We start from the raw sequence: 24,634 nt of genomic DNA, 5'->3' as shown, positions 1-24,634 counted from the left end.
CTACGCTCCGGATAGGAATTGGGGGAACTGCGGTCGGAAAACCACGGGACACTGCAACGACGGGAACTGCGCGAACTGTCAGATGCCGAGCAGCGCGTTCAGCCGGTCTTGCGACTGCTGCACTTCGGCGCGGTCGATCACGGCGGCCACCTGGCCATGCTCGATGACGTAATGGCGGTCGGCCAGGTGCTGGGCGAAGCGGAAGTTCTGCTCGACCAGCACGGTGGTGTAGCCACGCTCTTTCAATTGCCGGATCACCCGGCCCAAGGCCTGCACGATCACGGGGGCCAGGCCCTCGGTGATTTCATCGAGCAGCAGCAGGCGCGCGCCGGTGCGCAGGATGCGCGCCATCGCCAGCATCTGCTGCTCGCCGCCGGAAAGCCGCGTGCCGGGGCTGTGGGCGCGCTCTTTCAGGTTGGGGAACATGGCGTAGATCTCATCGATCGACATGCCGCCCGGCCCCACCGAGGGCAGCAGCATCAGGTTTTCCTCGGCGGTCAGCGACGCATAGATGCCGCGCTCTTCCGGGCAGTAGCCGATGCCCTTGCGGGCGATCTTGTGCGGCGGCAGGGCGATGGTTTCCTGCCCCATCACCTTGATCGAGCCGCTGCGGCGTCCGACCAGCCCCAGTACGGACTTCAGGGTCGAACTGCGGCCGGCGCCGTTGCGCCCCAGCAGCGTCACGCATTCGCCCGCCCGCACGTCCAGGTCGATGCCGTGCAGGATGTGCGATTCGCCGTACCAGGCGTGCAGGTTGCGGATTTCCAGCATGGCTTGCGACGGGGCGGCGCCCTGCGTGGCAGTGTCGATCGCCGGGGTCTCATTCATCTTCCGCTCCCATGTAGGCTTCGCGCACGGCCGGGTTGGCCGCGACCTCGGCATACGGCCCTTCGGCCAGGATTTCGCCGCGCTGCAGGACGGTGATGGCATCGCAGATGTCGGCCACCACCTTCATGTTGTGTTCCACCATCAGGATGCTGCGGCCGGCAGACACCTGCTTGATCAGGTGCTTCACGCGGTCCACGTCTTCGTGGCCCATGCCTTGCGTGGGTTCGTCCAGCAACAGCAGTTCGGGTTCCAGCGCCAGCGTGGTGGCGATTTCCAGCGTGCGCTTGCGGCCGTAGGGCAGATCGCCGGCCGCCACGTCCAGCTGGCCGCGCAGGCCAACCTGGTCCAGCAATTCGTCCACGCGCTGGTGCAGCCGTTCCAGCGTGCTTTCCGAGCGCCAGAAGCAGTAGTCCACGCCCAGCTTGCGTTGCAGCGCCACGCGCACGTTCTCGCGCACCGACAGTTGCGGGAACACGGCGGAAATCTGGAACGAACGCACGATGCCGCGGCGCGCGGTCTGCGCCGGCCGTTCGGCGGTGATGTCCACGCCGTCGTAGACGATCTCGCCGCGCGTGGGAATATGGAATTTGGTAAGCAGGTTGAAGACCGTGGTCTTGCCGGCCCCGTTCGGCCCGATCAGCGCATGGATCGCCCCGCGCCTGACGCTCAGGTTGACGTCGTTGACCGCCACGAAGCCGCGGAATTCCTTGGTAAGGCCCCGGGTCTGAAGGATGATGTCGCTTTGCATGGTGTCCGAGAGGCTGCGGGAGGACCGCGCGGCCTTCGCGGGCCGCGCCTGTCCTTCGTCCGGGGCTGGGTGGCTTACTTCGACTGATATTGGCGCGGCCGCTTGGCCAGTTGCGCCTCGATGATGGCGGTGCAGCGTTCGCGTTCGGCGCCCACCAGCGGCAGGCGCGGGCGGCGGACGTTCTCGTTGCCCACGCCGGCCAGCGTTTCGGCCAGCTTGATGTTCTGCACCAGCTTGGTCGAGACATCCAGGTGCAGGAGCGGCGTGAACCACTGGTACAGCGCCAGCGCTTCCTGCCACTTGCCGGCCTTCATCAGGTCGTACAGGGCCACGGTTTCGCGTGGGAAGGCGGTCACCAGGCCGGCCAGCAGGCCGTCGGCGCCCAGCGCCAGAGCTTCGAACGACAGGTCGTCCACGCCGATGAACAGCTGGTAGCGGTCGCCCAGCGCATTGCGCAGGTCGGTCACGCGGCGGATGTCGTCGCTGCTTTCCTTGATGGCCACCAGCCACTTGCAATCGGCCAGCTCGGCCATGTGCTCCGGCTTCAGGTCCACCCGGTAGGCCACCGGGTTGTTGTAGATCATGCAAGGCTTGGCGGCGGCTTCGGCCATCGTGCGGATGCTCTGCATCGCTTCGCGCGAATCGGCCACGTAGATCAGCGACGGCATCAGCATGAAGCCGTCCACGCCCAACGCCACGGCTTCCTTGATGAAGCGCAGCGCCTCGCGGGTGCTGGTTTCGGACACATTGGCCAGCACCGGAATGCGGCCGGCGCTGACTTCCACGGCGCAACGCGTCACGGCCAGCTTTTCTTCCAGCGTCAAGGTGCTGGCTTCGCCCAGCGAACCGCAGGTGACAAGGCCATGTACGCCGTTGTCGATCAGGAAGCCGAAATGCTTGCGCATGGCTTCGAAGTCGAGGGTTTCGTCGGCATGGAACTTACTGGTTACGGCAGGAAAGACGCCCTGCCAACGCACGTTACTCAACTTGGTTCTCCTCGTAAGGCCGGCGCCGCGAGGGGGGAGCGGCGGGCAGGAGAAAGTCTAATATCGGTTAAATATATTTAGAAGATATTTTGATTTGGGAGTTTCCCGAGAGCGGATTTTCCCCGGGGCAGGCGATAGAAAGGAATGCGGCGGCAGGGCGGCACCTGCCATCCAGAGGGCGGGCTGGTCAGCCCGACTTGCGCTGGTACGCCCGGCTGGCGTCCTGCATGAAGGTCTTCACGGCCTTCTCGTACTGGGCGCCGCTGCGGAATGCGCCCGAGTGGGTGGCGCCTTCGATCTTGACCAGCCGCTTCAGGTCCGGCGCGACGCTGCGGGCGGCGGCATACAGCTCGTCGCTCATGGTGTGCGGCACCACACGGTCGGCGGTGCCATGCATGAACAGCATCGGCGTGTGCAGGGCGGCCAGCTTGTCGACCGAGTCGAACGGCTGCGTGACCAGGAGGCCGGCGCCGGGCACCCGGCCCCATTTCATGGTCGCCAGCATGGCGCCGATGCTGGTGAAGCTGGATTCGACGATCAGGCCGGCGAAGTCGGGCTGTTCCGGCCGCGCGGCCAGGTCGATGGCGATGGCGCCGCCCAGGCTGTGGCCGTAGACGAAGCGGCGGGACGCGTCCGGCTGCAGCCGCGCCAGTTCCTTCAGGCCGGCCATGGCGTCTTCCAGCGCGCTGGCCTCGGACGGCAGGCGCGGCGTCGACGCGCCGAAGCCGCGGTAGTCGATCGCCAGCACCGAATAGCCCATGCGGGTCCAGCCGTCGATGCGAAAGGCGCTGCCGTTCAGGTTCCAGCGCGCGCCATGCAGGTACAGCACGGTGGGTGCATTGGCCTGCGGGCTTTGCCAGTACCAGGCGCGCACCTTGTCGCCGTTGGCCAGCGCCAGGTCATACACCTGGGTGCCCGTGGCAGGCTCGCGCCACCAGGTCTGGGGTTCGGCTTGCGGCGAAAAAATGGTCTGCCGCTGCCAGGAATCCAGCTGCGAGCAGCCAACCACGCCGGCGGCGGTCAGCAGGGCGGCGCCGAACAGGCGGCGGTAAGTGAATCGGGGCAGGGCAGGCATGGAGAATATGACTCGCGCGAACGGATGCGGTTCCGCCGGCAGCTTACAACGCGGCCCGCCGGCCGATCGCATCAAGCCGTATCCGGATGCATCTCGCGGGCCAGCGCCAGCCAGGCCTGCGCGGCCTGCGACAGGTAGCCGCCGCGGCGCCACACCAGGCCCATCTCCCATTCCGTGCGGGCATCGCGCAGCGGCACCTGCGCCACGCCCGCGCAGCGTTCCTCGTCGGCCTTGATGCGCGGCAGGAAGGCCACGCCCAGGCCTGCCGTCACCAGCGCCACGATGAAATCGATCTGTCCGCTGCGGGCCGCGACGGCGGGCGCAAAACCCGCTCGCAGGCAGGCGTCCTGGATGATGCGGTTCAGCGCAAAGCCGCTTTCGAACAGGATGAAAGGCGAATCCCGCAGGTCGGCCAGGCTGACGGATGTCGCGTTGGCGCAGGGGTGGTCGGCGGGCAGCAGCGCGATCAGCGGCTCGCGCGCCACCGGTTGCCATTCGAAGTTGGCGGATTCTGGCCGCAGCGAAGCGGCAAGCTCGATGTCGCCGGCCATGACCATCTCTTCCAGCCGGTGGCCGCCGTGTTCCAGCAGACTGATCTCGATGCGCGGATAGCGGCTGCGAAAGCGCGCAAACATCGGCGCGAACAGCGCGTTGCTGCCCAGCGGCGGCAAACCCAGGCGCAGCGAGCCGCGCGCCAGGCCGCGCAATTCGTCCAGCTCGGCGTACAGATCGTCGCGTTCGGCCAACATTTTCACGGCGCGGCGGTAGACGATGTCGCCGGCTTCGGTGAGGCGCGGCGGCTGGGCCTGGCGGTCCAGCAGGGGCATGCCGATTTCGTCTTCCAGCTGGCGCACAGCCTTGCTGACCGTGGGCTGGGTGGCGAACACCGTCTTGGCGGCCTGGGAAAAACCGCCCTGGCGAACCACCTCCACCAGCGCGCGCAAGGTACGCAGATCCATGGTTATGCCTAATTGGAATAGAGTGAATTCAACAAATTCATTTTATCTATAGCGTGCGCAAGCGTAAAACGTTTCCATCCGCTGGAATCGCCCCATGTCACCGCTGCTCTTGCTCCCCACCCGCACCCCCGTCCGATTGCGCAGCCTGCTGCGCCGCAGCCGCGTGCTGCAGATCACCCTGCTCATCCTGTTCTCGCTGCTGGGCCAGGCGCTGGCCAATGCCGCCGGCCTGCCGGTGCCGGGCGGCGTCATCGGCATGGCGCTGGTGCTGGCGCTGCTCGCCAGTGGCCTCCTGCGGGTGCGCAACGTGCATCGCGGCGCCAACTGGCTGCTGGGCGAGATGCTGCTGTTCTTCGTCCCCGCGGTGATGTCGCTGCTGGACCACCGCGAATTCCTGGGCGTGCTGGGCCTGAAACTGCTGGTGGTCATCCTGGTGGGCACTGCACTGGTCATGGCAGGTACCGCGCTCACGATCGATCTTTGCTACCGCTGGATGAATCGCCATGCGGGCTGAATTCAATCTGCTGTTCTGGCCGCTGGCGACCGTGCTGGCCTACGTTTGTGCCCGGCTGTTCTACCGCCGTTATGCCTACTGGTGGACGTCCACGCTGGTGGTGGCGCCGGCCTTGCTGCTGGCTCTGGCCCTGGCGTTGCACACCGGCTATCGCGACTACATGTCCGGCTCGCACTGGCTGATGATGATGCTGGGCCCGGTCATCGTCGCGTTCGCGCTGCCGCTGTACGAGCAGCGCGCGTTGATCCGCCGTTACTGGCCGGTGCTGGTGGCCGGCGTGGCGGTGGGCAGCCTCATCGCCGGCGCCAGCGCCTGGTTGCTGGGCAGTCTGCTGAATCTGCCGCCCGACCTGCGCCTGAGCCTGCTGCCGCGGTCGGTGGCCACGCCGTTCGCCATTGCGGTGTCAGCCCACGTCGGCGGCGTGCCGGACCTGACCGCGGTATTCGTGATCGTCACGGGGGTGTTCGGCGCAGCCATCGGCCAGTTGATGCGCGGCTGGCTGCCCTTGCGGTCGGCGCTGGCGCGCGGCGCGCTGTTCGGCATGGGCGCCCACGGCGCCGGCACTGCCAAGGCCCGCGAACTGGCGGCCGAAGAGGGCGCCGTGGCAGGCCTGGTCATGGTGATGGCGGGCCTGTTCAACGTGCTGGTCACGCCCGCCGTGGTGGCGGGTCTGCTGGCCTAGGCGCGGCGCCGGGTCGGGTCGGCCGGCCGTGGGGCGCGGCGCCGACGCCGGGCAGCCATTGACGGGTCAGTGCAGCGCTTCGAGCACCACGGGGTACAGCGAGGCCACCAGCAGCAGCGCCATGCCGATGTTGAACGCGCGGATCGCCCAGGGCTTGTGCAGCACGCGGCGCAGCGCCGTGCCGAACGTGACCCAGATGCCGATGCTGGGCAGGTTGACAATGCCGCACACCACGGTGGCGATGACCAGGTTGGCAAAGAAGCCGGCCTGCGGCGTGTAGGTGGCCACCACGCCCACCGCCATCACCCAGGCCTTGGGGTTGACCCACTGGAACGCCGCCGCCTGCAGAAAGGTCAGCGGCTTGGCGCGGGCCTCGCCTTCTTCCATGCCGCCCGAATTGGCGATTTTCCAGGCCAGGTACAGCAGGTAGGCGGCGCCCACGTACTTCAGCACCGTGTACAGCACGGGCACTTGCTGGAACACCGAGCCCAGCCCGACGCCCACCAGGAAAATCATCAAGGTAAAGCCCAGGTTCACGCCCAGCAGGTGCGGCATGCTGCGGCGGAAACCGAAATTCAGGCCGGACGAGGCCAGCATCACGTTGTTCGGGCCGGGCGTGATCGAGCTGACCAGGGCGAACAGCGCCAAGGGACCCAGCAACGATAACGAGGCAAGCGGCACATCGGCCAGATTGGCGGGGAACAGCGTCATTTCTTGACTCCAACGATCGCGCGGCGTCCGCCCGCGATGACAACGATGACGGCGGCGGCAAACAGGAACGTCGCCAGGTCCACCGATTCACCAAAAAACAGGGCAGCGGCCAGCACCGTCAGGAACGGTTGCAGCAGCTGGATCTGGCCGACGCGCGCGATGCCGCCCGCGGCCAGGCCGCGGTACCAGGCAAAGAAACCCAGGAACATCGACCCGAACGCCAGGTAAGCGCAGGCCGAGACGACGTGCGCGCCGGGCCAGGCGGCCTGCTGCCACGCCATCCAGCCCACCGGCGCGGCGATCACTGGCGCACTGACCGCCAGTGCCCAGCAGATGGTGCGCCAGCCGCCCAGGGTGCGCGCGGCGCGGGCGCCTTCGGCATAACCCATGCCGCCCAGCACCACGGCCAGCAACAGCCAGAAGTCGCCCACGGCCAGCGTGCCGTGTCCCTGGCGCAGGGCGAACGTGCACACCAGCGCGGCGCCCACCAGTGCCCAGGCCCAGAACGACGGCGAGGGTCGCTCACCGCTGCGCCAGGCCGCGAAGGCTGCGGTCGACAGCGGCAACAGACCGTTGAACACCGCGCCGTGCGACGACGACACGCTCTGCATGGCCAAGGTCGAGGCCAGGGGCCACCCCACCACGATGCCCACCGCGGCCAGCAGCACGCCGGGCCACTCCCGGCGGTCGGGCCGGCGGCTGCGCGTGAGCCAAAGCAAGGCCAGCGCCGGTACAGCGGCCAGCAGGGCGCGTCCCAGACCCACCAGCAAAGGCGGCAGTTCGGACACCGCCACGCGGGTCATCGGCAGGGTCAGCGAAAAGATCAGTACGCCCAGGAAGCCATAGCCATAGCCCTCCCAGGGCGACGCCACCGGCGCGGCGGGCGCGGTCTGGGCCGACGGGTACAGCACGGAGGGGCGCATGGAGATCATCCAGAAAACAGGGTCCCATGGCCGCCACTTGCGGGCCTGGGGCATTGCTGTCACTCTACGCATAGTTATCGGTACAGTACCGGTACACTTTGGCATATCACTTTAACCACTGGCCTGGTGAAATCCCCATGACAGTTGCTTCCCCCGCTATGCCCTGGCAGCCCGTGCGCCAGGCCGACGCCACCCTGGTGGCGCAATTGGCCGACGGCCTGGCCCGCCGCATCGACGAGCAGGGCCTGCGCCCGGGCACCCGTCTGCCGTCCATCCGCAAGATGGCCGAGCAGTCCGGTGTCAGCCGCTTCACGGTGGTGGAAGCCTACGACCGGCTGGTGGCGCGCGGCCTGGTGCAGTCGCGCCGCGGCGCCGGCTTTTTCGTGCGCGCCCGCAGCGGCCCGCTGGCCCCGGCCGCCACCCAGGTGGTGCAGCCGTTCGCGGCGCCCGCGCGCATCGACGTGGCCTGGCTGCTGCGCAGCATGTTCCGCGCAGGCGGCGGCCCGGGCATGCCGGGCGGCGCCGGCCTGTTGCCGGCCGAATGGCTGGACCCGGACATGGTTGCCGGCGCCGTGCGCGCCGTCGGCCGTTCGGTGCGGGGCCAACTGGTGTCGTATGGGCATCCCCAGGGCTTCGCGCCGCTGCGCCAGCAGGTCGCCGCCTCGTTGCAGAGCGAAGGCGTGCCGGCGCACCCCGAACGCAATCTGCTGACCACCAACGGCGTCACCCATGGCCTGGACCTGATCGCCCGCCACCTGGTGCAGCCGGGCGACGTGGTGCTGGTCGAAGACCCCGCCTGGTTTGTCATCTTCGGCCGTCTGGCCGCGTTCGGCGCCCGCCTGATCGGCGTGCCGCGCGGCCCCAATGGCCCCGACGTCGCGCTGCTCGAGCAATTGGCCGCGCAGCACAAGCCCAAGCTGTTCATCGTCAACAGCGCGGTCCACAACCCCACCGGCCATACCTTGTCGGCCGGCGTTGCCTACGACATCCTGCGCATCGCCGAGCGCCACGATTTCATGGTGGTCGAAGACGACACTTACGGCGACCTGCACCCGGGCGGCGCCATGAAGCTGGCCGTGCTGGACCGGCTCAATCGCGTCATCCTGGTCAGCGGCTATTCCAAGATGCTGGCGGCCAGCCTGCGGGTCGGCTATGTCGCCGCCAACCCTGACATCCTGCAGAAACTGGCCGACCTGAAAATGCTGGCGGGGCTGACCTCGCCCGAGCTGGGCGAGCGGGTGGTGCACCGCGTGCTCATGGAAGGGCAGTACCGGCGCCACATCGAGCGCGTGCGCCTGCGCGTGGACGAAGCCCGCCAGCGCTGCGTCAAGGGGCTGCTGAAGCTGGGCCTGACGATTCCGCACGAGCCGCACGCCGGCATGTTCGTCTGGGCCGATTGCGGCCGCGACAGCGAAGCGCTGGCCCGCGCCGCCGCCGACCGGGGCATGCTGCTGGCCCCGGGCACGCTGTTTTCGCCGTCGCAGGCGCCGTCCACCATGTTGCGCTTTTCCGTGTCCATGGCGGACGACCGTGGCGTCTGGAACGTCCTGGAAAAACTGTTCGCCTGAAACCGCCCCGACAAGCAATAATATTTAGCTGTCCCCATCAAGGAATCGCCATGTCCGCACCCATCAAGCCCCTTACCGAGAACTTCGCCGTCGCCCCGCAACTGGGTCCCGACGACATGGCCGACGTGGCCGCCGCCGGCTATAAAAGCGTCATCATCAACCGCCCCGATTTCGAAGGCGGCCCCGACCAGCCCACCGCAGCCGACGTCTCCAAGGCCGCGGCCGCCGCGGGCCTGAAAATCGAATACCAACCCGTCGTGGGCAGCGCCATGACCGCCGCCGACGTGGTCCGGTTCGCCGAGCTGCTGCGCACCCTGCCGGGCCCGGTGCTGGCGTACTGCCGCACGGGCACCCGCTGCACCAACCTGTTCGCCGCCGCCCAGCAGCTGGGTTGACGCGCATCAAGCGCCCCAGGTTCGCTTGATGTGAACCTGGCGGGTTTCCGGTAGCATGGAGCTTCCTCTCAAACAGGAGCAGGCAAGATGTTCAAGAAGATCCTGATTCCCACCGACGGCTCGCCGCTGTCGGCCCAAGCCGCCAACGCCGGCATTTCCTTCGCACGTTCCGTGGGCGCCGACGTCGTCGCGCTCTACGTGACGCAGCCTTTCGCCGCCACCATCGGTTTTGACGGCATGGCCGCCGCCTACGCCATCACCGACGAAGACTACGAAAAGGCCTCCGCCGAACAGGCCGACAAGTACCTCAAGCAGATCACCGACCGCGCCGACACCGGCGGCGTGAAGGCCGAGGCGCGTGCTGTGTCCAACTTCAACGTGGCCGACGGCATCGTCCAGGCCGCCGCCGACGCCGGCTGCGACCTGATCTTCATCGGCAGCCACGGCCGCAGCGGCCTGTCGCGCCTGCTGCTGGGCAGCGTCACCGCCAAGGTGCTGTCGCTGGCCAGCACCGCCGTGCTGGTCTACCGCGTCAAGGAAGAAAAGAAGTAATCGCCAAAGCGTCAGGCGGCTGTCAGGCCGCCCGGCGTTGCCAGGCCGCAAACCTGGCCGATGCATGGCTAAGCCCCTTGTCTTGCGAGGGGCTTTTTTCATGCCCGGCCCGCCGTGCGCGCCATCCCCTATGGCGCTTATGGCTAAAGCTTGTAAACGCGCCTGCGGCGCGTAATATTTACGGATAAGTGCGGGCGCGATTTCGCAACATCCCGAGCACACCTCTCACGCGGCATGGCGCCCGCCGCGGCAGCGTCCGGTCGGACCCTGCCGTTCTTCCTGGTGATTACTGCAAGGAACGAGGCCATGACTCGCAAGACGCCTATCGAGCTATACCGGAACATCGGCATCAGCGCCCACATCGACGCGGGCAAGACGACGACCACCGAGCGCATCCTCTTCTATACCGGTATCACCCACAAGATCGGCGAAGTGCACAACGGCGCCGCCGTGATGGACTGGATGGAACAAGAGCAGGAACGCGGCATCACCATCACGTCCGCCGCCACCACGGCCTTCTGGAAAGGCATGGCTGGCAACTATCCCGAACACCGTATCAACATCATCGATACACCGGGCCACGTCGACTTCACGATCGAGGTCGAACGCTCGATGCGCGTGCTGGATGGCGCCGTGATGGTCTACGACGCCGTGGGCGGCGTGCAGCCGCAATCCGAAACCGTCTGGCGCCAAGCCAACAAGTACCGCGTGCCGCGCCTGGCGTTCGTGAACAAGATGGACCGCGTCGGCGCCGACTTCCTGCGCGTGCAGCGCCAGATACACGAACGCCTGAAGGGCGATGCCGTGCCGGTGCAGCTGCCGGTGGGCGCCGAAGACGGCTTCGAAGGCGTCATCGACCTGGTCAAAATGAAGGCCATCATCTGGGACGACGCCAGCCAGGGCGTGCGCTTCGAATACCGCGACATTCCGCCCGCGCTGCAAGCGCAGGCGCAGGAATGGCACGACAAGATGGTCGAGAAAGCCGCCGAGGCCAACGAGGCGCTGCTTGAAAAGTACCTGGGCGGCGAAGCGCTTACCGAAGCCGAGATCAAGCAGGGCCTGCGCCAGCGCACGGTCGCCAACGAAATCGTCCCCATGTTGTGTGGCAGCGCGTTCAAGAACAAGGGCGTACAGGCCATGCTGGACGCGGTGATCGACTACCTGCCGTCGCCGGTCGACGTGCCCGCCATCAAGGGCCACGACGAACGCGACCATGACATCGAACGCCATCCCACCGACAAGGAACCGTTCTCGGCGCTGGCCTTCAAGATCATGACCGACCCCTTCGTCGGCCAGCTGGTCTTCTTCCGCGTGTATTCCGGCGTGGTGAAGTCCGGCGACTCGGTCTACAACCCGATCAAGGAAAAGAAGGAACGGCTGGGCCGCATCCTGCAGATGCACGCCAACGAACGGCGCGAGATCACCGAGGTCTACGCGGGCGACATCGCCGCGGCCGTGGGCGTCAAGGACGTCACCACGGGCGACACGCTGTCCGATCCCGCGCACGTCATCGTGCTCGAACGCATGGTCTTTCCCGAGCCCGTCATTTCGCAGGCGGTCGAGCCCAAGACCAAGGCCGACCAGGAAAAAATGGGCATCGCCCTGGGCCGCCTGGCGCAGGAAGATCCCTCGTTCCGCGTGCGCACCGACGAAGAATCGGGCCAGACCATCATCTCGGGCATGGGCGAGCTGCACCTGGAAATCCTGGTCGACCGCATGAAGCGCGAGTTCGGCGTCGAGGCCACGGTGGGCAAGCCCCAGGTGGCCTACCGCGAAACCATCCGCAAGACTTGCGACGAGGTCGAAGGCAAGTTCGTCAAGCAGTCCGGCGGCCGCGGCCAGTACGGCCACGTCGTGCTCAAGCTTGAGCCGCAAGAGCCGGGCAAGGGCTACGAATTCGTCGATGCCATCAAGGGCGGCGTGGTGCCGCGCGAGTTCATCCCCGCGGTGGACAAGGGCATCCGCGAAACGCTCAACGCTGGCGTGTTGGCGGGCTACCCGGTGGTGGACGTCAAGGTGACGCTGTTCTTCGGTTCGTACCACGACGTCGACTCCAACGAAAACGCCTTCAAGATGGCGGGTTCGATGGCCTTCAAGGACGGCATGCGCCGGGCCGACCCGGTATTGCTCGAACCGATGATGCAGGTCGAGGTCGAAACGCCCGAAGACTTCACCGGCAACGTCATGGGCGACCTGTCGTCACGCCGCGGCATGGTGCAGGGCATGGAAGACATCGCCGGGGGCGGCGGCAAAGTGGTGCGCGCCGAGGTGCCGTTGGCCGAGATGTTCGGCTATTCGACCTCGCTGCGTTCCCTGACGCAGGGCCGCGCCACCTACACGATGGAGTTCAAGCACTACGCCGAAGCGCCGCGCAACGTGGCGCAGGAAGTCATCGCGGCCCAAGGCGCGGGCCGCTGATCGGCAACGGCCGGCAGCGTAGCCGCTGCCGGTCGTCCCGGCTTCACGCGGGGGCGGCGGCCGTCGCTGTGCGGGCGCGCAGCCGCGTCGACGCCAGCTTCACGCCCAGCAGGATCATCACGAAGCCGTAGGCGTGGAACAGCTGCGGCGCCTCGCCCAGCAGCGGCCAGGCCAGCAGCGCGGCATACACCGGCACCAGGAACATCGACAGGCCCGCCGTCGCCGGTCCGGCACGGCTGATCAGCCGGCCATAGACGTAATACGCGCCCAGGCTGGGCACCACCGCCAGAAACAGCAGCACCGCCGCCAGGCGCGGATCGGTCCAGGGCGGCGTGGCGCCGGCCGCAGCCTCGATGCCGGCAAACGGCGCCAGGGCAATCACGCCGCCCAGCATCATCGTCGCCAGGCGCGCGCTGTCCGGCACCGCCGGCAGCGTCAGGCGCTTTTGCAGCACCGTGTAGAACGCCCAGCCGGTGGCGGCCAGCAGCACCCACAGGTCACCCTGGCCGAACGCCAGCCGCGCCAGGGCGTGGGCATCGCCGCGCGTCAGCACGACCAGCACGCCGCCCAGCGCCAACGCCAGGCCGGCCGCGCGCAGTGGCGGCAAGGGCTTGCGCCACAGCAGGGCTTCCAAGAGCGCCACCAGGATCGGGCTGCAAGAGAAGATCAGGGCGATGTTGGTGGCGCTGGTCGATTGGGCGCCGATGTATTGCGGCGCCACGGCCACGCCCATGCCCAGCACCGCCAGCGGCAGCAACGCGGGCAGCCCGCGCCACAGCGCCTGGCGATGCCGCAGCAGGGCCGGCGCAGCCAGCGGCAGCAGGATCAACAAGGCGATCAGCCAGCGGCCGAAGGCCAGGAAAACGGGGGGAAGGGCGGCGTCATGGGCCCAGCGGGCGGCCACCATGTTCGAGGCGAATAGCGCCGGTGCGGCCAGGAGCATGGCGGTGCCGGACAGGCCCAGGCCGGTTCTTGCGGGTACTGCTGCTGCGTGAGACATGATTTTCCACCGCGCGGATCGACGCGCGGCCTGCTGCGGGAGACGCCCGGCGCGGGCGCCGGGTTGTGCCGCGGCGCTTCACGCTGGATACGACGGGCGGGGTGGTGCCCGTCTTGCTGGAAAGTCTACGGCCAGACCGGGAAAATAGGTTTCCTGATTCCCGTCAGATTACGTGAAAAAGGAAAAGGCTTATCCTCTAAAATCGTCTTTTGCAGGGAAATTCTCTTTTACGGATCCGCTGCCGTGTCCACCGCCCCGAAAATCGACGAAACCGACCGCAAGATCCTGCGCGCGCTGCGCACCGACGGCCGGCTCACCAATCTCAAGCTGGCCGAACAGGTCGGCCTGTCGCCCACCCCGTGCTGGAACCGGGTCAAGGCCCTGGAAGATGCCGGTGTCATCGAAGGCTACGCGGCGCTCCTGAACCAGAAAGCGCTGGGCCTGCCCGACACGGTCATGATCGAGGTCACCCTCGAACACCACGATGACGACACCCTGGCGCGCTTTGGCGAGGCCATCACCCGCTTGCCGCAGGTGGTCGAGGCGTTCCTGGTCACCGGCGAATACGACTACCTCATCAAGGTGGCCGTGGCCGGTACCGAGGGCTATGAAGAATTCCTGCGCAAACGGCTCTACAAGCTGCCCGGCGTGCGGCACAGCCGCTCCACCTTCGTGCTCAAGCGCCTGAAGCACACGCCGTCGGTCGAACCCTGACGGCGCGGGCGGGCCAGGCGGCTGGCAGCCGCGCGCAGGCCGATGATCGGCTACCCGCCTAGCCGCGCAGAAAGGCTTCGATGGCGCCGTTGAAGGCGCGCGGATTGCCCAGGTTCATGCCGTGCGACGAGCCCGCGATGGTCACGCGCTGCGATTGCGGCAGCCATTGTTCCAGCGTGTCGAGCAGGGCCGGGTAGGGGGCAGGGCTGAGCGCGCCGCCGATCAGCAGCGTGGGCAGCGCAATCGATCCGATCTCGGCGGCGCCCAGCGCGGCCGGCGTTTCGCGGGCCTGGCCGAACAGTGTGCCGACGTTGTCGCGCACCATGTCCTTGAACCACGGCACCATGCGCTGCCAGGTGTCCGGCCCGGTCACCGTATCCACGAACAGCGCCAGGCCTTCCTCGATGGCGCCGTCGCGGATCAATTCCAGCGCACGCTGCCGAAAACCGCCGCGCGCATCGTCATCGCCAGGCAGCGCCAGGCCGGGGTCGGCCAGTGTCAGGCTGCGCAGCGCGTCCGGCCGCGTCAAGGCGGCTTCCAGCGCCACGCGGCCACCACGCGAATGGCCCACCAGATGGGCGGGTTCGCCCGCCACGCGATCAATGAATTCCAGTACGTCGGCGGCATGCTGGGCTACCGAGAAGCCGTCGCCTTCGCCATTCCAGGTTTCGGGCCAGTAGCGCCGCAGGCACACCGCCAGCACCCGGAACGAGCGCCCCAGCGGTGCCATCTGCGATTTCCAGTAGCGGCTGTCAGACAGCGAACCGTGCACCAGCACCAGGGGCGCACCCTCGCCGTATTCGGTGTAGGACAGGGCGTAGCCGCCGATTTCGGCGGTCTGCAGGGGCAATACGGGTTCGGAACGCATGGGGTACGGGTAGGAAAAGCCAGGCCCGCATTTTAGGCTGATACACTCATTTCCCGATTTCTTCCCTACGAACGGAGTCCGCCCGATGTCATCCGCCACGCCCGCCGAGCTTCCCGAGTCCGCCCAGCGCGTCGCCCGCCTGCTGCAGCAACTGGGCCACGACAAGCCCGTGGTGGTGCTACCGCAGACCGGCAAGACCTCGGCGGAAGCGGCGGCGGGCCTGGGCTGCGAAGTGGCGCAGATCGCCAAGTCGATCATCTTTCGCCGCGCTTCCGATGACGCGCCGGTACTGGTCATCGCCAGCGGCGTGAACCGTGTCGACGAGGTCAAGGTGGCGGATCAGGTCGGCGCACTGGCCAAGGCCGACGCCAAGTTCGTGCGCGACATGACGGGCTACGCCATCGGCGGCGTCTGCCCCATCGGCCACGCCGTCAAGCCGGTCATGCTGCTCGACCAGGATCTGTTCCAGTACGACAGCCTGTGGGCCGCCGCCGGGCATCCGCACGCCGTGTTCAACCTGACCCCGCAGCAACTGGCCGCCATGACGGGTGCGCCCGTGGCCGACGTGGCGCTGCGCGCCTGAGACGGCGCAGGGCGCGCGGCTCGGGCGCTTCATGTCGGGGCAAGGCCTGCACCCGGCTTCGCCCAGACCGCGTCAGTGCGGCCGCGCTTGCAGGTCGTCGATCAGCACTTGCAAGCGGCCGCGCGAGCAGGCCTCGACCCGGCCCTGCACCCCGTACACCGTGGCCAGCGCGGCCGGCGTGATCACCTCGGCAGGCGCGCCAGCCGCCACCAGCCGCCCGCCATGGATCATCACCGCGCGGTCGGCGTGCTGCAACGCCACGTTCAGGTCGTGCAGCACGATCACGGTGATCAGCCCGTGGTCGTCGGTTTCCTGCTTCAACAGCCGCATCACATGGAACTGGTAATTCAGGTCCAGCGCCGATAGCGGTTCGTCCAGCAGCAGCACCCGCGGTCGGCGCACCAGCGCCTGGGCCAGGCCCACCAGCTGCTTCTGTCCGCCGGACAGCGCATCCAGGTAGTGCAGGGCCAGGTGGCCGATGCCCAGCCGTTCCAGCAGGCGGTCGATATCGTGCAGGCTGGCCGGCGGCCCCACGGCCTCGCTGGCGCGAGCCGCCACCAGCACCGACTCGAATACCCGCAGGTGCACCGCGGCGGGCAGGCTTTGCGGCAGGTAGACCAGGTGCCGCGCGCGCGTGGCGAAATCCAGGTGCACCAGGTCCAGCCCATCCAGCCTCGCGTGGCCGGTACGCACCCGTATCAGGCCGGCCAAAGCCTTGAGCAACGTCGACTTGCCGCTGCCGTTCGGGCCCAGCAGGGCGGTGACTTCTCCCGCCGTCAGATCAGGCAGCGACAGGTCGTGCAGCACGTCCGCGCCGCCATAGCCGGCGCTGATGTGGCTGACCGCCAGCGCGGGGTGCGGGGCAAGCGCCGCCGTCACGGCATGCTCCGGCGCAGCACCACCGCCACGAAAAAGGGAATGCCGATCAACGAGGTCACGATGCCCACCGGCACGATCACGCCTGGCGCCAGGTTCTTCGATGCCACCGACGCCAGCGACAGGATGACGCCGCCCACCAGGGCGCTGCCCGGCAGGAAAAAACGGTGGTCTTCGCCCACCAGCCGGCGGGCGATGTGCGGGGCGATCAGGCCGATGAACCCGATCGTGCCGACGAACGCCACGGCCAGCGCCGACAGCAGGCTGACGCGCGCCAGGGCGGTCACGCGCACACGCCGCACGTCGACGCCGAAGCTGGCTGCGCGTTCTTCGCCCAGCCGCAGCGCCGTCAGCTTCCAGGACTGCCGCATGGCCAGCGGCAACGCCAGCGCGAATGCCAGGCCGAGCGCGGCCACCGTGGTCCAGCTGGACCGCGACAGGCTGCCCATGGTCCAGAACACCAGGTTCTGCAACGCCTCGGCGCTGGCCGTGAACTGCACCAGCGACACCAGCGCATTGAAGGTGAACACCATGGCGATGCCGAACAGCACCACGCCGGACGTGTTCATGCCGCCGCGGCGCGCCACGAAATCCAGCAGCAGGGCGGCCAGCATGGCAAACAGGAATGCATTGCCGGCGATCAACCAGCCGTCCGGAATGCCGGGAATGCCCAGCCCCAGCACGATCGCCAGCGACGCGCCAAAGGCGGCGGCCGACGACACGCCCAGGGTAAAGGGGCTGGCCAGCGGGTTGTTCAGGATGGTCTGCATCTCGGCGCCGGCCAGGCCCAGCGCCATGCCCACCAGCGCGGCCATCAGTGCGTAGGGCAGCCGGATGTCCCAGACGATGACCCGCAAGGTCGGGTCGGCCGTGGCCGGCCCGGTCAGGGTGCGCCACAGCTCGCCCCAGCCCAGGCCCGAGGGCCCCAGGGTGAAATCCAGCAGCAGCCCAATGAAAATCGCCGCCAGCAGCAGGGCAATGAGCCCTGCGCGGCGGCGCAGGATGTGCCGGTAAGCGGCGACCGCGGATGCGGCGTCGGCCATTACTGCAGCAGTTGCAGGCGGCTCTTGGCCGTGCTGGCGGCCGGTGCGGTGGGGTAGTCGCGAACAATGCGCTGCAGCGTCGTCTTGGCGGCGGCGCGGTTGTTCATTTCGATCTGGCTGCCGGCAATGACCAGCAGCGCATCGGGCGCGCGGCCGTTGTCCGGGGCCTTCTGCACCATGGCGTTCAGCTGTTCGATCGCGCCCTTGAAGTCCTTCAGGGCATAGCGGCTGCTGCCCAGGTAGAACTGGGCGCTGGGGGCCAACTGGCTGGCGGGGTAGAGCGCGGTAAAGGCGGCCAGCGATTCGGACGCTTCCTTGTACTGGCCCTTGCGGAACAGGTCGATGGCGCCGTCGTAGGCGGCCTGTTCTTGCGGATCGCCGGCGGTCGCGCCCGGCGGGTTGGCGCCACCCGCGGCGCCGCCCGGCTTGTTGGCGCTGGGCTGCTGGCGCGACACCAGCTCGAGCTGGTCACGCAGTTGGGCAACTTCCTGCTGCAGGGCTTGAATCTGGTCGGCCAATTGGAGCTTGGCGCGTTGGCTCTGCTCGTTCTGCTGCTGTACTTGCTGGCGCAAATCCAGGATGGCCTTGCGGGCCTCATCATCGGAAAAAGCGTGGGCGGGCGCCGTCAGGGCCGCAAGCACCAGGCCGGTGGCCGCAATCAAAGGACGCAGGGACAGAACGTTATCGCGCATGAAAATTCCCGGGTATAAAAACAAACGTCGGGACGGCCGGCTGACCGTCCCGACGCGTGGTGGGGCACTTAGCTATACGGAAAGCTTAACGCTGATATTCGATATCGGCGCGGCGGTTTTCCGCAAAGTCGGCTTCCGACGTACCAGTCGCCTTCGGCTTTTCTTTACCAAAGCTGATGGTCTCGATCTGGTTGTCGCTGACGCCCAACAGGGTCATCATGCGACGCACTGCGTCGGCACGGCGCTGGCCCAGGGCCAGGTTGTACTCGGCGCCGCCGCGTTCGTCGGTGTTGCCTGCGATCTTGATTTTCTGCTGCTGGTGCGAAGCCAGGTAACGGGCGTGGGTTTCCACCAAACCGCGGTACTGGTCGGACACCGTGTAGCTGTCGAAGTCAAAGTACACCGAGCGCTGTTGCGCCAGGATGCTTTGGGGGTTGAAGGGATCAAGGATCTGGCCAGAGGCCGATCCTTGGCCAGCGCCTCCGCCCTGACCCGCTTTATCGTCGAGAGGGACGGAGCTGCAAGCTGCCAGGGTGGCGGCCAGAGCGGCGATGGTTAGGCTTTTGGCAATGCGCGACTTCATGATAGTTCCTTTGCAAAGAGAGTCACACGTGTTATCGGGTAAATGGGCCCCAAGTCGGTTCACGTATTTCCCCGTTCAGTACCGAAAGCGTTTGTCGTACGCGGCCATCGCTCGAGACGCCAGCAAGCACGCTACGGCCATTTTGGATGGCGGCGTAAAGGACTTGCATGCCGTTCGGCGCGAAGCTTGGCGACTGATCGTCACGACCATCGGTCAACAAGTTCTCCGAGCCGGAGGACAGGTTCAACGATGCGATCCGGAACGCGCCGTCGCGTCTGGCAACGTACAGCAACGTCGATCCATCGGGGGAAATTCGGGGTGAGATGTTGTAACCACCATTAAACGTGAGGCGGCGAGCATCGCCACCGTCCAGGCCGGTTTGATAAATCTGCGGCCCGCCGCTGCGGTCACTGGTAAAGATAATGGAACGGCCGTCTGGCGTAAAGCTCGGCTCGGTGTCAATCCCGGGAGAACGCGTAACTCGCTTCATATTCGAGCCGCCGGCCGCGCTAACGATGTAAATTTGCGACAAACCGTCACGCGTCAGGGCCACGGCCAGCTGGGTGCCGTCGGGCGACCAACCGGGGGCGCTGTTGTTGCCCTTGAAGTTGGCGACCGGCACGCGGGCGCTGGTGGCCAGGGTGTGAACGTACACGACCGGCTTGCCGGATTCGAAGCTCACGTAGGCCAGCTTGGCGCCATCCGGCGACCAGGCCGGCGAAATGATCGGCTCGCGCGAACGCAGGGCAACCTGCGGGTTCTGGCCGTCGGCATCTGCCACTTGCAGTTCGTAGGTCGGGCCTTGCTTGAGCACGTAGGCGATGCGGGTCGAGAACACGCCGCGCACGCCGGTGATCTTTTCGTAGATGCGGTCGGCGATCTGGTGGGCGACGCGGCGCAGTTCCTGCTCGGTACCCGAGAACGCGACGCCGTCCAGCTGGCCCTTCTTGACCGTGTCGGCCAGGCGGTAGCGCACGTCGTAGCGGCCATCGCTGCCACGCACGATGCTGCCGTAAGCGATGAAGTCGGCGCCCTTGCCGCGCCAGTCGTCGTGGGCGATGGGCGAATCGACGTTCAGGCCCGAACCGGCGGCGCTGATCAGGCGGAACTGGCCCGTGCGGGTCAGGTCGGCGCGGATCACTTCAGCCAGGGCACGGCCATGGGAGTCATCCACCGCGAAATCGGCGATGGCGACGGGATATTGGGTCGCGCCGGTCCCCGAGATGTCGACACGAAGCTGCGCCTGGGCGGGCTTCATGGCCATCAGGCAGGCCAGCGCGAGCAGCAGCAGTCCGAGTCCGTACAGTCGCCACAGGGCGGGTTGGGGGGCTCGTCGGCTAGGGGCGGGAGTCATAATCAGCAATCTCCTGTCTATTAGTACATGCTGTACTCACCGTAGATACTCGGTTCGTAGCGGCCATTAGAAGGTTTCGGGAACGGGTTGCAGCGGCGGATGCCGCTTTCGATTGCGCGGTCAAATGCGGGAATACCCGAAGATCTGGTAATCGTAACCGCAGTGACCTTTCCGTCTGAGGTATTCAACTTTACTTGGTATTCGGCCGTCGGGTTATCGGCGCCGCTGCGAGGTGGGGTCGGATAGGCCACACCGGGCTGCACGCAAGCGCGCACCTTGGCGCCGTAGCCGGCATCGCGGCCACCCGCGCCACCCGTCTGGTTGCGGTCGGCGGTGCCGCCGGGGATGCCGGCTGCGCCCAGGGCGTCGTTGCGGAACGCGTCCTTCAGCGCCTTGTCGGCGGCGGCCTTCTTGGCGGCTTCTTCCTTGGCCTTCTTTTCGGCGGCAGCCTTCTCGGCAGCGGCCTTGTCGGCAGCGGCTTTTTCCGCCGCAGCCTTGTCCGCAGCCGCCTTGTCGGCCGCGGCCTTGTCAGCGGCGGCTTTTTCGGCAGCCGCCTTCTTGGCGGCGTCGTCCTTGGCCTTCTTTTCGGCAGCGGCCTTCTCAGCCGCGGCCTTGTCGGCGGCAGCCTTCTCGGCGGCCTGGCGTTCCTGCTCCAGGCGCTTCTTTTCCTTCAGTTCAGCCTGCTTGCGCTCGTCTTCCAGGCGCGCCTTTTCCTTGGCGGCCTCGGCGGCCTGGCGGGCTTGCTCTTCCTGTTCGCGCTTTTTCTTGGCTTCCTGCAGCGCGATTTCCGGATCCACTTCTTCGGTCTTGGGCTGGACCTGGGGGTCCGGCTTGGGCGGCGGGGGCGGCGGCTCGGGCGCCTTTTCAGGCTCGGGCTGGGGCTGCGGCTTTGGTTGAGGCTGCGGCTTGGGCGGTTCGGGCTGGGGCTTGGGCGGGGTCGCGTCCGGCGACACGCCGTCGGCCCATAGCTGGACTTCCACGGGGCCCGGGGTCTCGGTGCGCCAGTTCAGGTTGAAGATCAACACGGCCAGCAGCAGGGCGTGCACCAGCAACGCCAGGATCAACGCGATCCGGTTGTCGTTGTTGGGCGGGGTGGCCGGCGGGCCGCTGTGGTGTCGAATGATGGGTGGCGTCATGAGCGTTGCAAGCCGGCAGAGCCGGCGGAGGGCGTCGCGTTAGCGTCTTTTCGCGGGGGCAGGCTGATTGCCGCCGGCGGACTGGTCCACCAGCAGGCCCAGGCGGGTAATGCCATTGGTACGCAGTTCGTCCATGACCTTCACGACCGTCTCGTAGGGCACCTTGCCGTCGGCGGCGATCACCACCGGCGTTTCGGCGGTGATGCGCGAACGCACCTGCGCCACCAGTTCGGGGCGGGCGATGTCCTGCAGGGTGGCGCCGGGCTCGCGCATGCGCAGCGCGATCTTGCCGTCTTCCGAAATCTGGACTTCCAGCGGTTTGACCGGCACGTCGGATGCCGCGCCGACCGAAGGCAGCTGGATCAGGCCCGGTGTGATGAGAGGCGCGGTCACCATGAAGATGACCAGCAGCACCAGCATCACGTCGATGTACGGCACCACATTGATGTCGGCCTTCATGCGGCGGCCGGACCTGCCGCGCGAGCTTACCGAGGGCATTAGCGCACCTGCCGTTGCAGAATGTTCAGGAATTCATCGACGAAGCTGTCGAAACGGATCGAGATGCGGTCGATGTCGTTGGTGAAGCGGTTGTAGGCGACGACGGCCGGGATGGCGGCGAACAGGCCGATGGCGGTGGCGATCAGCGCTTCGGCAATACCGGGGGCCACCGAGGCCAGCGTGGCCTGCTGCATGTTCGACAGGCCGATGAAGGCATGCATGATGCCCCACACGGTGCCGAGCAGGCCGATGTACGGCGATACCGAACCGGCCGAGGCCAGGAAGTTCAGGTGCGATTCCAGCGCGTCCATTTCGCGCTGGTAGGCCGCGCGCATGGCGCGGCGCGGGCCGTCCAGCAGGGCGGTGGCGTCGCTGCCGGCGTTGCCGCGGCGGGCTTTCAGGAATTCGGTCATGCCGGCATCGAAGATGCGGGCCAGGGCGCCTTGCTCGTCGCGGCGCGAGGCCACGGCCTGTTGCAGCATGGACAGGTCGCCGCCCGACCAGAAGTCGTCTTCGAAACGGCGGGTCTGGGCGTGGGCGCGCTTGATGGCGAGCCGCTTGGCGAAGATGTACGTCCAGGACATGATCGAGATGCCCAGCAGCATCAGCATGATCAGCTGGACGGGCACGCTGGCGTGCGAAATCAACGAAAGCAACGACATGTCGTTGGTGGCTTGCATGGTTATTCCTGAATTGATTCCAGTTTGGCGCGGACGTCGGCCGGTAGTTCCACCGGCCGCATGTTGACGGCATCGACGCAGCAGACTTGGATGTTGCCTTCGGCAAGCAGTTCCCCGTCCCGTTCTGCGCGCTGCGCGAAGTGTATCGAAGCGCGGCCCAATTTTGTGACCCGGCTGCGAATAGTTAGCAAATCGTCCAGTTTGGCGGGTTTGCGGTAGGACATGTCCAGCGAGCGGACAACGAACAGGCGTTGCTCGCCGGTGGCCAGGTCGGATTGGTTGACGCCCAGGTCGCGCAGCCACTCGGTGCGGGCGCGTTCCAGGAATTTCAAGTAGTTAGCGTAGAAAACCACCCCGCCCGCATCCGTGTCTTCGTAGTAGACACGGACTTGCAGGCGGGATTCGGCGGACTTCGGATCGGTCACGATGCGGGCTTTGATAATGCGGGTCGGGACGCGAAAAGTCCGTAGTTACTTTAGGGTTTACAGCGTGTCGAGTTTCGTCAGCACGGCTTCAAGCGCGGACTCTACCGGAATCTTGGCCGCTTCGGTTTCCCGACGGGCCTGCAATTCCACCACACCGTCGTTCAATCCGCGTTCTCCAACTGTTACGCGCAGCGGAGCGCCGATCAGTTCCCACTCGGCAAACATCACGCCGGGGCGGGCATCGCGGTCGTCCAGAATGACGTCCACGCCGCGCGCCAGCAGCGATTCGTACAGCTTCAAGGAGGTGTTACGCACGGTTTCGCTTTTGCCCCAACCCACCGGGCAGATCACCACTTCGAACGGCGCAATGGCACGGGGCCAGATGATGCCGCGGGCGTCGTGGTTCTGCTCGATGGCGGCGCCGACGATGCGGGTCACGCCAATGCCGTAGCAGCCCATTTCCAGGGTGGCCGGCTTGCCGGTTTCGTCCAGGAAGGTGGCCTTTAGGGCTTCGGAGTACTTCTTGCCCAGGTAGAACACGTGGCCCACTTCGATGCCGCGCTGGATGGACAGCGTGCCCTTGCCGTCCGGCGACGGGTCGCCCGCGACCACGTTGCGCAGGTCGGCCACGAGCTCGGGCTCGGGCAGGTCGCGTCCCCAATTGACGCCCTGGATGTGGAAGTCTTCGCGGTTCGCGCCGCAGACGAAATCGGCCATGTTGGCCACGGTGCGGTCGGCAATGACGTGCACCGGGCGCACGGTGCGGACCGGGCCCAGGTAGCCCGGCTTGCAGCCGAAGTGCTCGACGATCTCGGTTTCCGTGGCGAAACGGAAGCCCGCCAGGCCCGGCAGCTTGCCAGCCTTGATTTCATTGAGTTCGTGGTCGCCGCGCAGCAGCAGCAGCCAGACGTCGACCTTGCCCTTTTCGCCGTCGGTGGCCAGGACGATGGACTTCACCGTCTGTTCGAGCGGGATACCCAGCAGGCGGGCCACGTCTTCGCACTTGGCTGCACCCGGGGTGGCCACGTCGGCCATCGCCTGGGTGGCGGCGCCGCGCGTCGGGTACAGGCTGACCGCCTCGGCCAGCTCGATGTTGGCGGCGTAGTCCGTCTCGGCGTTGTAGACCAGCAGGTCTTCGCCGGTGTCGGCAATGACCTGGAATTCATGGCTGCGGGTGCCCCCGATCGAGCCCGTATCGGCGGCCACGGCGCGGAATTCCAGGCCCAGGCGGCCGAAAATGCGCATGTAGGCGGCATACATGATGTCGTAGCTGCGCTGGGCGCCGGCTTCGTCGCGGTCGAAGGAGTAAGCGTCCTTCATGGTGAATTCGCGGCCGCGCATCAGGCCGAAGCGCGGGCGGCGTTCGTCCCGGAACTTGGTCTGGATGTGATAGAAATTCAGCGGCAGCTGGCGGTAGCTGTGGATTTCATTGCGGGCGATGTCGGTGATCACCTCTTCCGAGGTGGGCTGCAGCACGAAATCGCGCTGGTGCCGGTCCTTGATGCGCAGCAGTTCGGCGCCGTATTGCTCCCAGCGGCCCGATTCCATCCAGAGCTCGGCCGGCTGGACTACCGGCATCAGCAGCTCGATCGCGCCGGAGGCGTTCATTTCCTCCCGGACGATGGCCTCGACCTTGCGGATGATCTTCAGGCCCAGGGGCATGTAGGTGTAGATGCCGCCCGCGAGCTTGCGGATCATCCCGGCCCGGGTCATCAGCTGGTGGCTGGCGACTTCGGCTTCGGAAGGGGCTTCTTTGAGGGTGTTGATGTGGTAGTTGGATGCGCGCATGTTTAAAGGTGGCAGCAGATACGTATAATCGACTG

The 24,634-nt window shown here is 66.8% G+C and carries 27 protein-coding genes; 8 read left to right on the top strand and 19 right to left on the bottom strand.

The genetic code is table 11. The features are described 5' to 3' along the window. Nucleotides 1–78 precede the first annotated feature (78 nt). The 5 genes from U858_RS0112510 to U858_RS0112490 all read right to left on the bottom strand — a co-directional run bounded on the left by U858_RS0112510 (nt 79) and on the right by U858_RS0112490 (nt 4,596). On the bottom strand, nt 79–828 hold the full coding sequence (locus U858_RS0112510; protein WP_081821597.1) for an ABC transporter ATP-binding protein: 750 nt from the start codon (nt 826–828) through the stop codon (nt 79–81). Then, complete coding sequence (locus U858_RS0112505; RefSeq protein WP_025137497.1) at nt 821–1,576, bottom strand: ABC transporter ATP-binding protein; 756 nt, start codon at nt 1,574–1,576, stop codon at nt 821–823. Before U858_RS0112505 ends, U858_RS0112510 begins: the two co-directional genes overlap by 8 nt. 74 nt (nt 1,577–1,650) lie before the next feature. After that, nucleotides 1,651–2,562: a dihydrodipicolinate synthase family protein gene (locus U858_RS0112500; RefSeq protein ID WP_025137496.1), complete on the bottom strand. Its 912-nt coding sequence runs from the start codon at nt 2,560–2,562 to the stop codon at nt 1,651–1,653. Between the two features lie 187 nt (nt 2,563–2,749). After that, a complete protein-coding gene (locus U858_RS0112495) occupies nt 2,750–3,637 on the bottom strand; it encodes an alpha/beta hydrolase (protein WP_025137495.1) in 888 nt (295 codons plus the stop codon). Nucleotides 3,638–3,708: 71 nt separating this feature from the next. Beyond that, nucleotides 3,709–4,596, bottom strand: coding sequence for a LysR family transcriptional regulator (locus tag U858_RS0112490; protein WP_025137494.1), 888 nt, complete (start codon nt 4,594–4,596; stop codon nt 3,709–3,711). A gap of 94 nt (nt 4,597–4,690) precedes the next feature. On the opposite strand from U858_RS0112490, the gene U858_RS0112485 reads away from it, so the two are divergent. Both U858_RS0112485 and U858_RS0112480 read left to right on the top strand, forming a co-directional pair. Next, a complete protein-coding gene (locus tag U858_RS0112485) occupies nt 4,691–5,110 on the top strand; it encodes a CidA/LrgA family protein (protein ID WP_025137493.1) in 420 nt (139 codons plus the stop codon). After that, nucleotides 5,100–5,792: an LrgB family protein gene (locus U858_RS0112480; RefSeq protein WP_025137492.1), complete on the top strand. Its 693-nt coding sequence runs from the start codon at nt 5,100–5,102 to the stop codon at nt 5,790–5,792. Before U858_RS0112485 ends, U858_RS0112480 begins: the two co-directional genes overlap by 11 nt. 66 nt (nt 5,793–5,858) lie before the next feature. On the opposite strand, the gene U858_RS0112475 is transcribed toward U858_RS0112480, so the two are convergent. After that, entirely contained in the window at nt 5,859–6,503 is a 645-nt protein-coding gene (locus U858_RS0112475) for a LysE family translocator (RefSeq protein WP_025137491.1), read from the bottom strand. Then, a complete protein-coding gene (locus U858_RS0112470) occupies nt 6,500–7,426 on the bottom strand; it encodes a DMT family transporter (protein WP_025137490.1) in 927 nt (308 codons plus the stop codon). Before U858_RS0112470 ends, U858_RS0112475 begins: the two co-directional genes overlap by 4 nt. Before the next feature lie 137 nt (nt 7,427–7,563). On the opposite strand from U858_RS0112470, the gene U858_RS0112465 reads away from it, so the two are divergent. From U858_RS0112465 to fusA, 4 genes are all read left to right on the top strand, one after another. After that, nucleotides 7,564–8,994, top strand: coding sequence for a PLP-dependent aminotransferase family protein (locus U858_RS0112465; RefSeq protein ID WP_042884889.1), 1,431 nt, complete (start codon nt 7,564–7,566; stop codon nt 8,992–8,994). A gap of 50 nt (nt 8,995–9,044) precedes the next feature. Continuing rightward, nucleotides 9,045–9,389 (top strand): TIGR01244 family sulfur transferase, encoded by a 345-nt coding sequence (locus tag U858_RS0112460; RefSeq protein ID WP_025137488.1) that lies wholly within the window; start codon nt 9,045–9,047, stop codon nt 9,387–9,389. 87 nt (nt 9,390–9,476) lie between these two features. Further along, nucleotides 9,477–9,941: a universal stress protein gene (locus tag U858_RS0112455; protein WP_025137487.1), complete on the top strand. Its 465-nt coding sequence runs from the start codon at nt 9,477–9,479 to the stop codon at nt 9,939–9,941. 306 nt (nt 9,942–10,247) lie between these two features. Beyond that, complete coding sequence (fusA, locus tag U858_RS0112450; protein ID WP_025137486.1) at nt 10,248–12,359, top strand: elongation factor G; 2,112 nt, start codon at nt 10,248–10,250, stop codon at nt 12,357–12,359. A 43-nt stretch (nt 12,360–12,402) separates the two neighbouring features. Here fusA and U858_RS0112445 read toward each other — a convergent pair whose 3' ends face one another. Then, nucleotides 12,403–13,359 (bottom strand): DMT family transporter, encoded by a 957-nt coding sequence (locus tag U858_RS0112445; RefSeq protein ID WP_029953774.1) that lies wholly within the window; start codon nt 13,357–13,359, stop codon nt 12,403–12,405. Nucleotides 13,360–13,602: 243 nt separating this feature from the next. Between U858_RS0112445 and U858_RS0112440 the strand changes: the two genes are divergently transcribed. Further along, nucleotides 13,603–14,073, top strand: coding sequence for an Lrp/AsnC family transcriptional regulator (locus tag U858_RS0112440; protein WP_025137484.1), 471 nt, complete (start codon nt 13,603–13,605; stop codon nt 14,071–14,073). Between the two features lie 58 nt (nt 14,074–14,131). On the opposite strand, the gene U858_RS0112435 is transcribed toward U858_RS0112440, so the two are convergent. Beyond that, nucleotides 14,132–14,941, bottom strand: a complete 810-nt coding sequence (locus tag U858_RS0112435) for an alpha/beta fold hydrolase (protein WP_025137483.1) — start codon at nt 14,939–14,941, stop codon at nt 14,132–14,134. A gap of 85 nt (nt 14,942–15,026) precedes the next feature. Between U858_RS0112435 and U858_RS0112430 the strand changes: the two genes are divergently transcribed. Next, nucleotides 15,027–15,524 (top strand): YbaK/EbsC family protein, encoded by a 498-nt coding sequence (locus U858_RS0112430; protein WP_025137482.1) that lies wholly within the window; start codon nt 15,027–15,029, stop codon nt 15,522–15,524. Nucleotides 15,525–15,596: 72 nt separating this feature from the next. Here U858_RS0112430 and U858_RS0112425 read toward each other — a convergent pair whose 3' ends face one another. The 10 genes from U858_RS0112425 to U858_RS0112380 all read right to left on the bottom strand — a co-directional run bounded on the left by U858_RS0112425 (nt 15,597) and on the right by U858_RS0112380 (nt 24,599). Beyond that, complete coding sequence (locus tag U858_RS0112425; RefSeq protein WP_025137481.1) at nt 15,597–16,403, bottom strand: ABC transporter ATP-binding protein; 807 nt, start codon at nt 16,401–16,403, stop codon at nt 15,597–15,599. Then, nucleotides 16,400–17,443: an iron ABC transporter permease gene (locus tag U858_RS0112420; RefSeq protein WP_025137480.1), complete on the bottom strand. Its 1,044-nt coding sequence runs from the start codon at nt 17,441–17,443 to the stop codon at nt 16,400–16,402. The genes U858_RS0112425 and U858_RS0112420 overlap by 4 nt, the downstream gene beginning before the upstream one ends. Further along, nucleotides 17,443–18,135: a tol-pal system protein YbgF gene (gene ybgF / locus U858_RS0112415; protein ID WP_025137479.1), complete on the bottom strand. Its 693-nt coding sequence runs from the start codon at nt 18,133–18,135 to the stop codon at nt 17,443–17,445. The genes U858_RS0112420 and ybgF overlap by 1 nt, the downstream gene beginning before the upstream one ends. Nucleotides 18,136–18,220: 85 nt before the next feature. Beyond that, the gene (gene pal / locus U858_RS0112410) at nt 18,221–18,718 is read right to left on the bottom strand and encodes a peptidoglycan-associated lipoprotein Pal (RefSeq protein WP_025137478.1); all 498 of its coding nucleotides are present in this window, start codon (nt 18,716–18,718) and stop codon (nt 18,221–18,223) included. A gap of 31 nt (nt 18,719–18,749) precedes the next feature. Continuing rightward, nucleotides 18,750–20,072: a Tol-Pal system beta propeller repeat protein TolB gene (gene tolB, locus U858_RS0112405; protein WP_025137477.1), complete on the bottom strand. Its 1,323-nt coding sequence runs from the start codon at nt 20,070–20,072 to the stop codon at nt 18,750–18,752. A gap of 20 nt (nt 20,073–20,092) precedes the next feature. After that, complete coding sequence (tolA, locus tag U858_RS0112400) at nt 20,093–21,208, bottom strand: cell envelope integrity protein TolA (RefSeq protein WP_025137476.1); 1,116 nt, start codon at nt 21,206–21,208, stop codon at nt 20,093–20,095. 39 nt (nt 21,209–21,247) lie between these two features. Beyond that, a complete protein-coding gene (locus U858_RS0112395) occupies nt 21,248–21,706 on the bottom strand; it encodes an ExbD/TolR family protein (RefSeq protein WP_025137475.1) in 459 nt (152 codons plus the stop codon). Then, nucleotides 21,706–22,386 (bottom strand): protein TolQ, encoded by a 681-nt coding sequence (gene tolQ / locus U858_RS0112390; protein WP_025137474.1) that lies wholly within the window; start codon nt 22,384–22,386, stop codon nt 21,706–21,708. Before tolQ ends, U858_RS0112395 begins: the two co-directional genes overlap by 1 nt. 2 nt (nt 22,387–22,388) lie before the next feature. Then, nucleotides 22,389–22,811, bottom strand: a complete 423-nt coding sequence (ybgC, locus tag U858_RS0112385; protein ID WP_025137473.1) for a tol-pal system-associated acyl-CoA thioesterase — start codon at nt 22,809–22,811, stop codon at nt 22,389–22,391. Between the two features lie 57 nt (nt 22,812–22,868). Beyond that, nucleotides 22,869–24,599 carry a proline--tRNA ligase gene (locus tag U858_RS0112380; protein WP_025137472.1) on the bottom strand — a complete coding sequence of 577 codons (1,731 nt, stop codon included), beginning with the start codon at nt 24,597–24,599 and terminating at the stop codon, nt 22,869–22,871. Nucleotides 24,600–24,634: the final 35 nt, after the last annotated feature.

It is taken from the genome of Achromobacter sp. DH1f (assembly GCF_000633435.1).
Classification (GTDB): domain Bacteria; phylum Pseudomonadota; class Gammaproteobacteria; order Burkholderiales; family Burkholderiaceae_B; genus Achromobacter; species Achromobacter deleyi.
Note: the sequence above shows the minus strand (reverse complement) of the source record. Positions and strands in the feature narration are given on the sequence as shown.

Excerpts from the sequence above, each read along its gene's own strand:
- U858_RS0112510 (WP_081821597.1), bottom strand. The coding sequence starts at position 828 with ATGAATGAGACCCCGGCGATCGACACTGCCACGCAGGGCGCCGCCCCG.
- U858_RS0112505 (WP_025137497.1), bottom strand. The coding sequence starts at position 1,576 with ATGCAAAGCGACATCATCCTTCAGACCCGGGGCCTTACCAAGGAATTC.
- U858_RS0112495 (WP_025137495.1), bottom strand. The coding sequence starts at position 3,637 with ATGCCTGCCCTGCCCCGATTCACTTACCGCCGCCTGTTCGGCGCCGCC.
- U858_RS0112490 (WP_025137494.1), bottom strand. The coding sequence starts at position 4,596 with ATGGATCTGCGTACCTTGCGCGCGCTGGTGGAGGTGGTTCGCCAGGGC.
- U858_RS0112485 (WP_025137493.1), top strand. The coding sequence starts at position 4,691 with ATGTCACCGCTGCTCTTGCTCCCCACCCGCACCCCCGTCCGATTGCGC.
- U858_RS0112480 (WP_025137492.1), top strand. The coding sequence starts at position 5,100 with ATGCGGGCTGAATTCAATCTGCTGTTCTGGCCGCTGGCGACCGTGCTG.
- U858_RS0112475 (WP_025137491.1), bottom strand. The coding sequence starts at position 6,503 with ATGACGCTGTTCCCCGCCAATCTGGCCGATGTGCCGCTTGCCTCGTTA.
- U858_RS0112470 (WP_025137490.1), bottom strand. The coding sequence starts at position 7,426 with ATGCGCCCCTCCGTGCTGTACCCGTCGGCCCAGACCGCGCCCGCCGCG.
- U858_RS0112465 (WP_042884889.1), top strand. The coding sequence starts at position 7,564 with ATGACAGTTGCTTCCCCCGCTATGCCCTGGCAGCCCGTGCGCCAGGCC.
- U858_RS0112460 (WP_025137488.1), top strand. The coding sequence starts at position 9,045 with ATGTCCGCACCCATCAAGCCCCTTACCGAGAACTTCGCCGTCGCCCCG.
- U858_RS0112455 (WP_025137487.1), top strand. The coding sequence starts at position 9,477 with ATGTTCAAGAAGATCCTGATTCCCACCGACGGCTCGCCGCTGTCGGCC.
- fusA (WP_025137486.1), top strand. The coding sequence starts at position 10,248 with ATGACTCGCAAGACGCCTATCGAGCTATACCGGAACATCGGCATCAGC.
- U858_RS0112445 (WP_029953774.1), bottom strand. The coding sequence starts at position 13,359 with ATGTCTCACGCAGCAGCAGTACCCGCAAGAACCGGCCTGGGCCTGTCC.
- U858_RS0112435 (WP_025137483.1), bottom strand. The coding sequence starts at position 14,941 with ATGCGTTCCGAACCCGTATTGCCCCTGCAGACCGCCGAAATCGGCGGC.
- U858_RS0112430 (WP_025137482.1), top strand. The coding sequence starts at position 15,027 with ATGTCATCCGCCACGCCCGCCGAGCTTCCCGAGTCCGCCCAGCGCGTC.
- U858_RS0112420 (WP_025137480.1), bottom strand. The coding sequence starts at position 17,443 with ATGGCCGACGCCGCATCCGCGGTCGCCGCTTACCGGCACATCCTGCGC.
- ybgF (WP_025137479.1), bottom strand. The coding sequence starts at position 18,135 with ATGCGCGATAACGTTCTGTCCCTGCGTCCTTTGATTGCGGCCACCGGC.
- pal (WP_025137478.1), bottom strand. The coding sequence starts at position 18,718 with ATGAAGTCGCGCATTGCCAAAAGCCTAACCATCGCCGCTCTGGCCGCC.
- tolB (WP_025137477.1), bottom strand. The coding sequence starts at position 20,072 with ATGACTCCCGCCCCTAGCCGACGAGCCCCCCAACCCGCCCTGTGGCGA.
- tolA (WP_025137476.1), bottom strand. The coding sequence starts at position 21,208 with ATGACGCCACCCATCATTCGACACCACAGCGGCCCGCCGGCCACCCCG.
- U858_RS0112395 (WP_025137475.1), bottom strand. The coding sequence starts at position 21,706 with ATGCCCTCGGTAAGCTCGCGCGGCAGGTCCGGCCGCCGCATGAAGGCC.
- tolQ (WP_025137474.1), bottom strand. The coding sequence starts at position 22,386 with ATGCAAGCCACCAACGACATGTCGTTGCTTTCGTTGATTTCGCACGCC.
- U858_RS0112380 (WP_025137472.1), bottom strand. The coding sequence starts at position 24,599 with ATGCGCGCATCCAACTACCACATCAACACCCTCAAAGAAGCCCCTTCC.